At 64.4% G+C, this 13,226-nt stretch carries 13 protein-coding genes; 1 reads left to right on the top strand and 12 read right to left on the bottom strand.

Annotated features, from left to right (window positions below):
• Nucleotides 1–51: 51 nt before the first annotated feature.
• A complete protein-coding gene (locus JG746_RS00555) occupies nt 52–1,143 on the top strand; it encodes an LLM class flavin-dependent oxidoreductase (RefSeq protein WP_202356409.1) in 1,092 nt (363 codons plus the stop codon).
• A gap of 24 nt (nt 1,144–1,167) precedes the next feature.
• On the opposite strand, the gene JG746_RS00550 is transcribed toward JG746_RS00555, so the two are convergent.
• The 12 genes from JG746_RS00550 to JG746_RS00495 all read right to left on the bottom strand — a co-directional run bounded on the left by JG746_RS00550 (nt 1,168) and on the right by JG746_RS00495 (nt 13,200).
• The gene (locus JG746_RS00550) at nt 1,168–1,581 is read right to left on the bottom strand and encodes a RidA family protein (RefSeq protein ID WP_202356408.1); all 414 of its coding nucleotides are present in this window, start codon (nt 1,579–1,581) and stop codon (nt 1,168–1,170) included.
• A gap of 62 nt (nt 1,582–1,643) precedes the next feature.
• A complete protein-coding gene (locus JG746_RS00545) occupies nt 1,644–2,792 on the bottom strand; it encodes an acyl-CoA dehydrogenase family protein (RefSeq protein ID WP_202356407.1) in 1,149 nt (382 codons plus the stop codon).
• Nucleotides 2,792–3,604 (bottom strand): enoyl-CoA hydratase family protein, encoded by an 813-nt coding sequence (locus tag JG746_RS00540; protein WP_202356406.1) that lies wholly within the window; start codon nt 3,602–3,604, stop codon nt 2,792–2,794. Before JG746_RS00540 ends, JG746_RS00545 begins: the two co-directional genes overlap by 1 nt.
• The gene (locus tag JG746_RS00535; protein ID WP_010913223.1) at nt 3,601–4,071 is read right to left on the bottom strand and encodes a MarR family winged helix-turn-helix transcriptional regulator; all 471 of its coding nucleotides are present in this window, start codon (nt 4,069–4,071) and stop codon (nt 3,601–3,603) included. Before JG746_RS00535 ends, JG746_RS00540 begins: the two co-directional genes overlap by 4 nt.
• Complete coding sequence (locus tag JG746_RS00530; protein ID WP_202356405.1) at nt 4,065–4,838, bottom strand: SDR family NAD(P)-dependent oxidoreductase; 774 nt, start codon at nt 4,836–4,838, stop codon at nt 4,065–4,067. The genes JG746_RS00535 and JG746_RS00530 overlap by 7 nt, the downstream gene beginning before the upstream one ends.
• Entirely contained in the window at nt 4,835–7,129 is a 2,295-nt protein-coding gene (locus tag JG746_RS00525; RefSeq protein WP_202356404.1) for a bifunctional salicylyl-CoA 5-hydroxylase/oxidoreductase, read from the bottom strand. The genes JG746_RS00530 and JG746_RS00525 overlap by 4 nt, the downstream gene beginning before the upstream one ends.
• A gap of 132 nt (nt 7,130–7,261) precedes the next feature.
• Entirely contained in the window at nt 7,262–7,861 is a 600-nt protein-coding gene (locus tag JG746_RS00520) for a VOC family protein (protein WP_202356403.1), read from the bottom strand.
• Nucleotides 7,862–7,937: 76 nt separating this feature from the next.
• Nucleotides 7,938–8,774: an ATP-binding cassette domain-containing protein gene (locus tag JG746_RS00515; protein WP_202356402.1), complete on the bottom strand. Its 837-nt coding sequence runs from the start codon at nt 8,772–8,774 to the stop codon at nt 7,938–7,940.
• Complete coding sequence (locus JG746_RS00510) at nt 8,767–9,645, bottom strand: ABC transporter ATP-binding protein (RefSeq protein ID WP_202356401.1); 879 nt, start codon at nt 9,643–9,645, stop codon at nt 8,767–8,769. The genes JG746_RS00515 and JG746_RS00510 overlap by 8 nt, the downstream gene beginning before the upstream one ends.
• Nucleotides 9,642–10,511: an ABC transporter permease gene (locus JG746_RS00505; protein ID WP_202356400.1), complete on the bottom strand. Its 870-nt coding sequence runs from the start codon at nt 10,509–10,511 to the stop codon at nt 9,642–9,644. The genes JG746_RS00510 and JG746_RS00505 overlap by 4 nt, the downstream gene beginning before the upstream one ends.
• On the bottom strand, nt 10,477–11,484 hold the full coding sequence (locus JG746_RS00500) for an ABC transporter permease (RefSeq protein ID WP_202356399.1): 1,008 nt from the start codon (nt 11,482–11,484) through the stop codon (nt 10,477–10,479). Before JG746_RS00500 ends, JG746_RS00505 begins: the two co-directional genes overlap by 35 nt.
• Before the next feature lie 186 nt (nt 11,485–11,670).
• Complete coding sequence (locus JG746_RS00495; protein ID WP_202356398.1) at nt 11,671–13,200, bottom strand: ABC transporter substrate-binding protein; 1,530 nt, start codon at nt 13,198–13,200, stop codon at nt 11,671–11,673.
• Nucleotides 13,201–13,226 lie beyond the last annotated feature (26 nt).

The raw sequence follows: 13,226 nt of genomic DNA, 5'->3' as shown, positions 1-13,226 counted from the left end.
AATATTTTGCCGCGGGCCTAGCGTGTGGCCTCCCGCCCAAGAGTTCCCGAGATGATCAAAGCGCATCCCCTGCACGGCCCGAACAAACTGAAGCTCGGCGTCTTCTCGACCAACGCCGATGGCGGGCTTGCCATCACCGATGTGCCGGAACGCTGGACGGCAAGCTGGCAGGACAATCTGACGGCGGCGCAAATCGCCGACCGCGCCGGGCTGGAGTTCATGCTGCCCATCGCGCGCTGGCGCGGCTTTGGCGGCCGCAACAAGGTGCGCGAATGGTCGTTCGAGACCTTCACCTGGGCAGCGGCGCTCGCCGTGGCCACCGAACAGATCGGCCTGTTCATGACCGTGCACGTGCCGCTGGTGCATCCGCTCTACGCCGCCAAGGCGCTGGCGACGGTCGACCACATCAGCCAGGGCCGCGCCGGCCTCAACATCGTCTGCGGTTGGAACCCGAAGGAATTCGGCATGTTCGGTACGCCGCTGGTCGAGAAGGGCTACGACCAGGCAGCCGAGTGGATCGAGGTTCTAGAGAAGCTTTATGCGTCGGCCGAGCCGCTCGACTACGAAGGCACCTACTATCGCCTGAAGGAGGCTGTGAGCCGGCCGGCCAGCCTGCAGGCTCCGCGACCGGTGACGATGAACGCCGCTTTTGGCGGCCCGGGCCGCGATTTCGCCGCCGCCCGATGCGACTACCTGTTCACGACCTTTTCCGAGATGAGCGATGCCGGCAGGCATGTCGCCGACATCAGCGAGCGGGCCGACAAGGTCGGCCGCGATGTCGGCGTCTACACCGTGGCGCATGTCGTCTGCCGCCCGACGATGGAGGAGGCGCAGGCCTACTACACGCGCTACGCCGTCGATCTGGCCGATCATGAGGCGGTCGACGCCCATATGGCCGGCAAGAAGGAATTCTCGCAGTCGCACGACCCGCACGCCTATGACCGCTACCGCCAACGCTTCGCCGGCGGCGCCGGCACTTATCCCCTGATCGGAACACCGGAAACGATCGCTGCCGACATGGCCGCCATTGCTGGGCACGGCTATCAGGGCATCGCGCTCTCCTTCGTCAACTACACGCAGGAGCTGCCCTATTTCTGCGACCACGTGCTGCCGATTTTGCGGAAGGCGGGTCTGCGCGCATAAATTATTCCAGGAACAGCGAATTCATTATTCCGGACGAACGAGTTCGTCAGGAATGACGGCGGTGGCCTGGATCTCCACCTTGGCGCGATCCTCGACCAGGGCCATCACCTGCATGGCGGCCATTGCCGGGAAATGCCGGCCGATCACCTCGCGATAGGCCTCGCCGATTCCTCTGAGGTTGGCGAGGTACTCGGCCTTGTCGGTGAAATACCAGGTCATCGAGGTGATGTGCTGCGGCTCGGCGCCCGCCTCGGCCAGCACCGCCACGATGTTTTGCAGCGTCTGTTTTACCTGGCCAACAAAATCGTCGGTCTCGAACTGGCATTGCCCGTTCCAGCCGACCTGTCCACCAACGAAGATGAGCCGCCCGCGCGCCGCGACGCCATTGGCGTAGCCGACCGGTTTGGCCCAGCCTTCCGGCTGCAAAATCTCATGCATTCAAGCCTCCCGGTATTCTAAAAACCAAGTCTCAAAATCGAATACTCTTCAATTTCCCGTCGTCAGGCCGCGCCCATCACTTGCCGCGCGATGACCACTTTCTGCACGTCGGAAGCACCCTCATAGATGCGCAGCGCGCGGATCTCGCGATACAGGCTTTCGACGATGTGGCCTTTGCGCACGCCATCGCCGCCATGCAACTGCACCGCTCTGTCGATCACCTCCTGCGCCTTGTCGGTGGCGAACAGCTTGGCCATCGCCGCCTCGCGCGTTACCCGCGCCGCGCCCATGTCCTTGGTCCAGGCGGCGCGGTAGACCAGAAGCGCCGCCGCATCGACGTCGAGCGCCATGTCGGCGATGTGGCCCTGCACCATCTGCAACTCGGCCATCGGTGCGCCGAACAGCTTGCGCTCGGCCACTCTGCTGATGCTTTCATCGAGCGCCCGACGGGCAAAGCCGAGTGCCGCGGCGCCGACAGTCGAGCGGAACACGTCGAGCACCGACATGGCGATACGAAAACCGTCGCCGGGCTTGCCGATCAGTGCCGAGGCAGGCAGACGGACATGATCGAAGGACAGCCTCGCCAGCGGATGCGGCGCGATCACTTCGAGGCGTTCGGCGATGCCGAGGCCCTTGGCGTCACCCGGTACGACAAAGGCGGAAAGCCCCTTGGCGCCCGGCGCCTCGCCGGTGCGGGCAAAAACGATGTAGAGGTCGGCGATGCCACCATTGGAGATCCAGGTCTTTTCGCCCGTGAGAACATAGCTGTCGCCGTCGTGGGTCGCCGTCATCTCGGTGTTGGCGACATCCGAACCGGAGCGCGGCTCCGACAGGGCAAAGGCCGAGATCGCCTTGCCGGCGCGCGTCTTCGCCAGCCATTGCTGTTGGTCCGCCGTGCCGAACAGGCTGAGCGCGCCGGTGCCAAGCCCCTGCATGGCGAAAGCGAAATCGGCGAGCCCGTCATGCCTGGCGAGAGTCTCGCGCGTGATGCACAAGGTACGCACATCGAGCGGTCCGGGATTGTCGGTGTCGACAGCCGTCGGTTTCAGCCAGCCGTCTCGGCCAAGTTTTTGCACCAGCTCGCGGCAGGCGGCGTCGACGTCGTGATGATCGACGGGGAGGTTCTTCGCGCACCACGCTTCCAGGCTTTCGGCCAGTTCGCGGTGGCGGTCTTCGAAGAACGGCCAGTTGAGGAAACTCTTGTCAGCCATCAATTCCCCTCGAACACCGGCTTTTCCTTGGCCACGAACGCCTTGTAGGCGCGCTCGAAATCGCGCGTCTGCATGCAGATCGCTTGAGCCTGCGCTTCCGCCTCGATCGCCTGGTCAAGGCCCATCGACCATTCCTGGTTGAGCTGCGTCTTGGTGATGCCGTGAGCGAAGGTCGGGCCGGAGACGATGCGCGCCGCCATGTCGAGTGCGTCGGCCTCGAGCGAGGCGGCATCGACCAGCCGGTTGTAAAAGCCCCAGCGCTCGCCCTCGGCGGCCGTCATGGTGCGGCCGGTGTAGAGCAGTTCGGCGGCGCGGCCCTGGCCGATGATGCGCGGCAGGATCGCGCAGGCGCCCATGTCGCAGCCGGCGAGGCCGACGCGGGTGAACAGGAAGGCGGTCTTGGCCTCCGGCGTGGCGATGCGAATGTCGGAGCTCATGGCGATGATGGCGCCGGCCCCGACCGCCACGCCGTCGACAGCGGCGATAATCGGCTTGCCGCAGTTGAGCATCGCCTTGACGAAATCGCCGGTCATGCGGGTGAAGGCCAAAAGCTGCTTCATGTCCATCTTGACCAGCGGACCGATAATGTCGTGGACATCGCCGCCGGAGCAGAAATTGCCGCCATTGGAGAGGAACACCACGGCATCGACATCGTCGGCGTAGACGAGGTCGCGGAACGTGTCGCGGAGTTCCGCATAGCTGTCGAAAGTCAGCGGGTTCTTGCGCTCCGGCCGATCGAGCCGGATCTTGGCGATCCTGCCCTCGACCTCCCACAGGAAATGCTTCGGCTTGAGGTTGGCCATCGCGGTCATTCGCGTCCCTCCCAGTTGCTGCGGAACGAGGTCAGCATGCCGGTCAGCCGGCGGGCATCCTCCTCGCTGACCTTGCCCAGCAATTCGCCGATCCAGCCCTCATGCGCGGCAGCGATGGTGGCGAAGGATTTGGTGCCTTCCTCCGTCAGCCGCACCATGGACGTGCGGCGGTCGCCATTGCGGCGCGCGCGGGCAACCAGCCCTTCCGAAACCAGCCGGTCGACAATGCCGGTGACATTGCCGTTGGAGACCAGCAGGAAGCGCGACAGGTCGCTCATCAGCATGCCTTCCGGCACGCGGTAGAGTGCGGCCATCACGTCGAAGCGCGGCAGCGTCGTATCGAATTCCTTCTTCAGGCGCTCGCGCAGTTCGGCCTCGATCGTACGCGAGGCGCGCAGCAGCCTGATCCACAGGCGCAGCCTGTCCTTGCCGGGTCCCGACGGTGCGGGCAGGGGGCCGGCTACCATGTCTCGCCTCCTGAGATGGAAATTGCCTGTCCGGTGATCGATGCCGCCGCATCGCCGCACAGCCACAGCACGGCGGCGGCGACTTCCTGCGGCTGGATGAAGCGGCCTTGCGGATTGGTCGAGGCAAGGCTGGCGCGTGCCTCGCCGGCCGAGCGGCCGGTTTTTTCGACAATGCGCTGGATGGACTCTTCCAGCATGTCGGTCTCGACGAAGCCCGGGCACACCGCGTTGACGGTGACGCCTGATTTCGCCGTCTCCGCCGCCAGCGCCCGCATCAGCCCGACGACGCCATGCTTGGCCGCCACGTAAGGCGCGACATAGGCATAACCTTTCAAGCCGGCCGTGGAGGCGATGAACACGATCCGTCCCGCCTTGCGCGCGGCCATGCCGGCAAGCGCCGGTTTCACCGTCAGGAAGGCACCGGTCAAATTGACGTCGAGCGTCTTTTGCCAGTCGGCGAGCGTGGTCTTGTGCGCCGGCGTGCTGCCGGCCATGCCAGCATTGGCAATGACGATGTCGAAGGCCCCGCGCGCGGCTTGCGCTGTCTCGTAGAGCGAGGCCATGGACGCCTCATTGGTGACATCGGCGGCGACGCCGAAAATGCGGTCGTTTTCGCTGGCCACTTTGGCGAGTTCCGCCTCGCGCCGGCCGCATATGGTCACGTTGACGCCAGCCTTGGCCAGCGCCAGCGCGATGGCCCGGCCGACCCCGGAGCCGCCGCCGGTGACCAGCGCATGCTTGCCTGAAATCGCTGTTGGGGCCGTCATACTTTCAGCCCCGCGGCGGCATCGCGCTCGGCCAGCCGGTAGATCTGGTCGCGCCCGGGCAAATAGGGATCCGGCCATTTCACGCCGCGGTCGCCAAGCGTCACCGCCGCATGCAGCGTCCAATAGGGGTCGGCAAGGTGCGGCCGCGCCAGCGCCACCAGATCGGCACGGCCGGCCATCAGGATCGAATTGACATGGTCCGGCTCATAGATGTTGCCGACCGCCATCGTCGCCATGCCGACCTCATTGCGGATGCGGTCGGAAAACGGCGTCTGGAACATGCGGCCATAGACCGGCTTCGCCAGCGCCGATGTCTGCCCGGCCGAGACGTCGCATATGTCGACGCCGGCTTCGTGCAGCAGCCGCGCGATCTCGACCGCGTCGGCGGGTGTGACGCCTTCGATGCCGACCCAGTCATTGGCCGAAATGCGCATCGAGATCGGCTTCCCCACCGGCCAGGCGGCACGCACGGCGCGGAAGATTTCGAGGGGATAGCGCATGCGGTTTTCCAGCGAACCGCCATACTCATCCGTGCGCCGGTTGGTGACCGGCGTGATGAAGGACGACAGGAGATAACCGTGCGCGGCGTGGATCTCGAGCATGTCGAAGCCGCAGCGGTCAGCCATCTTGGCCGAGGCCACGAACTGGTCGCGCACCAGATCCATGTCGGCGCGGTCCATCGCCTTCGGCACCTGATTCTGCGGCGACCATGCGACGGCCGATGCCGCCATCACAGGCCAGTTGCCCGAGGCCAGCGGCACGTCGGTGCCTTCCCAGCCGAGCCGGGTCGAACCCTTGGCGCCGGAATGGCCGATCTGGGCGCAGATCTTGGCCTCGGTCTCGGCGTGGACGAAATCGACCAGCCGCTTCCACGCCACCTCGTGTTTGGGCGCGTAGAAACCCGGACAGCCGGGCGTGATGCGGCCTTCCGGACTGACGCAGGTCATCTCGATATAGACAAGGCCGGCGCCGCCCTTGGCGCGCTCGGCATAGTGGGTGAAATGCCAGTCGGTCGGACAGCCGTCGACGGCCTTGTACTGCGCCATCGGCGAGACGACGACGCGGTTGTTGAGCTTCATGTCGCGCAGCTTGAACGGCGCGAACATCGGCGCACGGCGCAGCCTGTTGCCGCCGGCGCCCGCCTGGCGCTGGAACCATTCTTCGGCGCCGCCCAGCCACTCGGCATCGCGCAGCCGCAAATTCTCGTGGCTGATGCGCTGCGAGCGCGTCAGCAGCGAATAGTTGAACTGCACCGGGTCGAGGCCGAGATAGCGCTCGACCTCCTCGAACCATTCCAGCGAATTGCGCGCCGCCGATTGCAGCTTCAGCACCTCGGTGCGGCGGGCATCCTCATATTTGCGGAAGGCGGCGTCGAGATCCGGCTCGGTCTCGACATACTCGGCCAGTGCCACCGCGCTCTCCAAAGCGAGCTTGGTGCCGGAGCCGATCGAAAAATGCGCCGATGCCGCCGCATCGCCCATCAGCGCCAGGTTCTTGTAGGACCAGCGCTCGCACAGCACGCGCGGGAAATTGATCCAGGCCGAACCTCTGATGTGGTTGGCATTGGTCATCAGCGCATGGCCGCCAAGATGCTTGGCGAAGATGCGCTCGCACACCGCGATCGATTCCTGCTGCGTCATCGCGCCGAAGCCGAAGGCAGCCCAGGTCTGTTCGCTGCATTCGACGATGAAGGTCGCGGTCTCGCTGTCGAACTGGTAGGCGTGCGCCCACACCCAGCCATGCTCCGTCTTCTCGAAGATGAAGGTGAAGGCGTCGTCGAATTTCTGATTGGTGCCGAGCCAGACGAACTTGCATTTGCGCGTGTCGATGTCGGGCTTGAAGATTTCGACGAAGGTGTTGCGCGCCCTGGAATTAAGTCCGTCGGCGGCGACGACAAGGTCATGCGTTTCCATATAGGGGCGGGGGTCGGCGATATCAGTCTCGAACATCAGCTTGACGCCGAGTTCGCGGGCGCGGCGCTGCAGCAGGATCAGCAGCCGCTTGCGGCCGATGCCGCAGAAACCATGGCCTGAAGAGACGGTGCGCACGCCGTCATGGATGACGGCGATGTCGTCCCAATAGGCAAAATGCTTCTTGATCCAGACGGCGCTGACCGGATCATTCTTGGCGAGGTTCTCCAGCGTTTCGGCCGACAGCACGACGCCCCAGCCGAATGTGTCGTCGGCGCGGTTGCGCTCGAACACCGTCACGTCGTGGCCGGCGTCCCTGAGCTTCATCGAAATGGCAAAGTAGAGGCCGGCTGGTCCGCCGCCGAGAACCGCAACCTTCATCCGTGCGATCTCCTCTTCGCTTGCTGCCTCGTGAGTATCGCGCCGGCGGCGAGATATTTCAAGCTTAAAGTTTTATGTCGAAATCATTGTGCGGGCGCGCCTGCGTGTTGTTCCGCAAGCGCGCGCCAAGGATTACTTTTCCGGGTTCTTCGGGCTCCACAGCACCGTCTCGGCACCCTTCTCATAGGCCATGCCGTCGGGATAGCTGATTGCTTCCAGCTGCAATCCCCAGGGCGCCTGGAAATAGAGAATGGTCTGGCCGCCGGCGGGGCCTTCCTTGACCGGCAGTGGTCCCATCCGCGTCTTGACGCCCTTGCCGTCGAGATAGGCTTTGGCGGCGGCGACGTCGTCGACATAGAAGGCGATGTGGAAGCCGCCAATGTCGCTGTTCTTCGGCGTCAGATCCTTCTGATCGGGCGCGGTGTATTTGAACAGCTCGATGTTCGATCCATAGCCGCAGCGGACCATGGTGATCTGCTCGATCACGGCCTTCGGGTCGACACCCAGCACATCCTGCATGAAAGTGCCCTTGTCGTCGGCGAACGGACCGAACGACATCGCCTTCTTGCAACCGACCACTTCGGTGAAGAAGTCGACCGCCTGCTTCATGTCGGGAACGGTGATGCCGGTATGATCATGGCCGCGCATGCCGGGGATCGAATCCGCCGAGGCCATGCCGGCGCTGCCAAGGACAGCGGCGGCGAGCGTTGCATTTCGAAGTATCGTCTTCATGTCAGTCCTCTCATTGGCGGGACCTGGATCTTTGCGGTCGCACGTCCGAAGCCCGCTTTTCGGCGTGCGTATGCATTCACGCTGGCGGCTTGGCCGCCGAAGGCATGTCCAGCCAGCCGGCGTCGATTTCGGGCAGCGGAATGGCTGCGATGAGGTCGCGCGTGTAGGCCTCTCGGGGATTGTCGAACAAGGCGTCGGTGGCACTGGCTTCGACGATCACGCCTTCGCGCATGACGATGACTTGCCGGCACAGCCGCCGGATAACCGACAGATCGTGACTGATGAAAGCGACGGTCAGGCCCATCTCCGCCGCGAGCTTTTCCAGCAAAGTGAGGATCTGCGCCTGCGTCGACACGTCGAGGCCGGAGACGATCTCGTCGGCCAGCACGAATTTCGGCGATAGCGCGAGCGCGCGGGCAATGCCGACGCGCTGGCGCTGTCCGCCCGACAGTTCGTGGCGGTAACGGCTGGCGAAACTCTGCGGCAAACCGACCCGCTTCAACGCCTCTGCAACACGGTCCCTGAGATTGTCGCCAAGCCCGTTCTGCTTGAGCGGCGCGGCGATGATGCTGGCGATGGTGCGGCGCGGATTGAGCGACGACATCGGGTCCTGGAAGATCATCTGCAGGTCACGGCGCAGCGGCCGCAGCTCCGCCTCCGGCAGATGGGTGATGTCGCGGCCCTCGAAGCTGATGCTGCCGGCGCTCGGCTCGAGCAGCCTGACCAGCGCGCGGCCGAGCGTCGACTTGCCGGACCCGGATTCGCCGACAATGCCGGTCACCGAGCCCCTCGGCAGATCGAAGTCGAGGCCTTTCAGAATTTCGGCTAGAGGCGCACGGCCGATCAGCGGCTTGCGGGTCATGTCGGGCAGCGCGACCTTCAGCCCGCGCACGGAAAACAGCGGCTCAACCATGCGGCCGCCTCCATGCCTCGTCTGCTGCTGCGATCTCGGCGGCAAGCCCGGCCAGCACCGCCTCGTCCACCGGCTTCAGCGAAGCGAAGGGATCGGTGTAGCGCGGCGTCGCCGCCATCAGCGCCCGTGTGTAGGGGTGTTGTGGCGAGGCGAAGAGCGCCGCCGTGTCGGCTTCCTCCACCACCTTGCCGGCGTAGAGCACCGAGACCTCCTGGCTGATCTTGGCGACGACGCCGAGATCATGGGTGACGAACAGGATCGCCGTGCCGTGCTCGCGCTGCAACGCGGCGATCAGGCGCAGGATCTGCTTCTGCACGGTGACGTCGAGCGCCGTGGTCGGCTCGTCGGCGACGATCAGCCGGGGCTCGGCGGCGAAGGCGGCGGCGATCAGCACGCGCTGGCGCATCCCGCCGGAGAGCTCATGCGGATAGCATTTCAGCACGCGATCGGGATCGCGGATCTGCACCTCGTCAAGCAATTGCCGGACACGTTGATCCGCCTTCTCGCCGCTCCAGCCCAGAATGCGCACCAGCCGGTCGGTCATCTGCGGGCCGATGCGGCGCGACGGGTTGAGCGCGGTCAGCGGATCCTGCGGGATCAGCGCCGTACGCGCGCCGATCAGCGTACGCCGGGCCTTGGGCTGCAACTTGCCGAGGTCTTCGCCTTCGAGCTTCATGTCGCCTTCGACGATGCGCACACTCGACGGCAGCACGCCGAGCACCGCCTTGCCTATCATCGTCTTGCCGGCGCCGCTCTCGCCGACCAGCGCGCGCACCTCGCCGGGCTGGACGGAGAGCGACACCGAGCGCAGCACGCGCTGGCCGTTCGGCAGCACGGCGCTCAGATTGGCGATGTCGAGACAGGCGCTCATCGCAGCACCGGGTCGAAACGCGCCTTCAGCGCTTCGCCGAACTGGCTGAACGACAGCACGGTGAGGATCAGCGTGATCAGCGGAAACACCAGCACCCACCAGGCCTGGTGGATCGACAGCCGGCCCTCGGCGATGATGCCGCCCCAGGTCGGATCGTCGGTCGAGATCGACAGATTGACGAAGGACAGGATCGCCTCGACGATGACGGCTATGCCCATTTCCAGCGACAGCAGCGCCACGATCGACGGCACGACGTTGGGCAGCACTTCGCGCAGCATGATGCCGATGCGGCCATAGCCGGCGATGCGGGCGTTTTCGACATAGTCCATGCGCGACTGGCCCATCGCCTCGGCGCGGATCACCCGGCAGAAGCGCGTCCAGTCGATGATCGCGATCGCCAGGATGACGGAGCTGAGGCCGGTGCCGAGCACGGCCACCAGCAGGATGGCGAACAGTACTGGCGGAAACGCCATCCAGATGTCGACGATGCGCGAAATGATGCGATCGGCCCAGCCGCCGAAATAGCCGGCTATCAGCCCGAGCGTCGAACCGACGAGGCAGGCGGCGATCGCCGCGGCGAAGGCGACGATGAAGGCGATGCGGCCGCCGAAGATCAGCCGGGACAAGAGATCGCGGCCAAGACTGTCGGTGCCCAGCCAATAGCCGGGCTCGGCGCCATCGAGCCAGAAGGGCGGCAGCCGCTCCAGCATCAGATCCTGCGCCAGCGGGTCCTGCGGCGCGACCAGCGGCGCGAAGATCGCCGCCAGCAGGGCCAGCAGCAGCCAACCGCCGGCGAGCCACAGCCTGGGATTCAGTCCGCGTCTCGAGGCCCTATCCATGGCGCAGCCTCGGATTGAGCAGCGCATACATCATGTCGACGGTGAGGTTGATCAGCACGAACAGCAGCGCGAAGACCAGCACGATGCCCTGGATCAGCGGCAGGTCGCGGTTGATGACGGCATCGATCGCCATGTTGCCGAGGCCTTCATAGGAGAACAGCCGCTCGACGATGACGGTGCCGCCGATGAGGAAAGTGAACTGCACGCCGACCAGCGTCAGCGTCGGCAGTGCCGCGTTCTTCAACGCCTCGCGCAGGATGACCTGCGTCTCGGAAAACCCTTTCACCCGCGCCAGCACGACATAGTCGAGGTCGAGCACCTCCTTCAGCGACTGTTTCAACAGCTGCGAGATGATCGCCGCCAGCGGCAGCGCCAGTGCCACAGCCGGCATCAGCATGTGTTTCAACAGGTCCCAGGTCAGGTCGAAGCGCAGCCGAAGCAGGCTTTCGAAGAAATAGAACTGGGTGACGAAGGGCAGGTCGAGCTGCGGCGATACGCGGCCGGAAATGTCGAAGATCGGCACCAGCACGCCGAACAGAAGGATCAGCACCAGGCCCCACAGGAAATCGGGAATGGAGAGTGCTGCACCGCTGGCGATGTCGATGCCGGCTTCCACCGCTGTGCCGCGTTCGCGCGCGCCGAGAACGGCCGTCGTGCCGCCAAGCAGCACCGCCATGATCAGCGCGACGATGGCGAGTTCCAGCGTCGCCGGCAGCCGGTTGAAGACGAGGCCGAGCACGTCTTGCCGCAGCGAAATCGAGGTGCCGAAATCGCCCCTGACGACGCCGGACAGCCAGATGAAGAATTGCTGCACGATGGTCTTGTCGAGCCCGTAGAGCGCGCGCAGGCGGGCAATGTCGTCATCCGTCGCACCAGGCGGCAGCATCATGGCGATCGGATCGCCCGGCGCGACGCGGATCACGACGAAGACGACGACGGCCACGCCGAACAGCGTGATCAGCATCGTCAGAAGGCGGATCAGGAATCTTTGCAGGAGCATGCCGGCGTAACCACTCTGGGGAAACTCCCCCTCATCCGGCCCTTCGGGCCACCTTCTCCCCGAGAGGAGAAGAGGCCGCGGACGGCCGAGGCCGTTTCTCTTCTCCCCACCGGGGAGAAGGTGGCCGCGAAGCGGCCGGATGAGGGGGGCCTGCCGGGCGAAGACCGGCAGGTGCAAGGCTGAAGATCAGGCCGGGGTCATCAAAGCCGGCAGCAGCGCGCCGGAAATGTGCTGTACGACATTGACCTTCTTCGAGTGCACGATCGGCTGGGCGTACTGGATCAGCGGCAGCACATAGGCCTCTTCGGCGATGTACTTGTCGACCGCTTTCCAGCCGGCGATGCGCTTGGCCTCGTCCTTCTCGCCCCAGAGCGGACCGATCTTGGCATCGAGATCGTCGGTCTTCCACGACGAATGCGGCGACGGTCCGAACATGGCGAAACCGGTCGAGGTGGTCGGGTCGCCGATGGAATTGCCCCAGTTGTAGAACGCCGCCGGCGCCAGCTTGTGCGCGGCGCGCAGTTCATAGTGCTTGGCGATCTCGTAGACCTCGATCTCGGCCTCGATGCCGACCTTGCGCCACATGCCGACGATCGCCTGTACCATCTCGTAGTCCTTGGGCTTGAAGCCCTTGGTGGTCTGGATGGTGAACTTTGCCGGCTTCTTGGTCGAATAGCCGGAGGCGGCCAGCAATTCCTTGGCCTTCTCCGGATTGTGCTCGACCTTGATCGACGGATCGTAGGCCGCGTATTCCGGCGTCTCCAGCGTGTCGATCGGCTGGCCGTAGCCGCGCAGCAGCCGCTTGACCAGAAGCTCCTTGTCCACCGCCATCACCGCCGCCTGGCGGACATTCTTGTCCAGCATGGCATCCTTGTTGTTGAAGAAGATCATGCCGATGTCGGAGACGTTCTTGATCGAGCCGGCAAGCCCGTCCTTGGCGATCAGCCGGTCATATTCTTCGTAGGGGATTTCGAGCGTCACCTGCGAGGAGCCGGATTCGATTTCGGCCACACGGCTCGCCGCATCGGTGACGAACTTGATCGTCACATTCTCGAAAGCCGGCTTGCCGCCCCAATAGTTCGGATTGGCCTTCAGCCGCAGGAAGGCGTTGCGCTCGAATTTTTCCACCATATAGGGGCCGGTGCCGATCGGCGCCTTCTCGAAACCTTCCGCACCCACCTTCTCGTAATAGGCCTTCGGCAGGATGTATCCGGTCAGGAACGACATCCACTTGAAATAGACCGGGTCGAACTGCACCACGTCGCCGGTGATCTTGTTGCCGTCGATCTTGAAGTTGTTGACGTTCTTCCAGACGAACTGGATCGGGTTACCGGTCTTTTCATCGCCCGCGCGCTGCAGCGACCAGACGACATCCTCGGGCGTGAAGGGCGAGCCGTCATGCCATTTCACGCCCTCGCGTACCGTCATCATCACCTTGGTACGGTCGTCGTTCCAGCCCCATTCGGTGAGCAGGCCCGGCGCGAAGGACAGGTCGGGCTTCTGCGGAATGATCTGGTCGAACACCGACTGGTAGAGACCCTGGATGGTCGGGTTCACTGCCGAAGGTCCGGTGGTCGGGTCCCAGGACGGCAGGTTGACATTGTAGGCGATGGTCAGTTCGCCGGCAGCGGCCTTGGCTATTTTAGGCAGGCCAATAGCGGTCACACCGAGTGCCGCGGCACTGTATCCCAGCAATTCGCGTCTGTTGATTTTCATGGTCGTTCCCCTTGTTGGTTATTGTC

The organism is Mesorhizobium sp. 113-3-3 (assembly GCF_016756495.1).
In the GTDB taxonomy this organism is placed as follows: Bacteria; Pseudomonadota; Alphaproteobacteria; order Rhizobiales; family Rhizobiaceae; genus Mesorhizobium.
The sequence above is the reverse complement of the archived record's forward strand: the minus strand, read 5'-3'. Positions and strand labels throughout refer to the sequence as shown.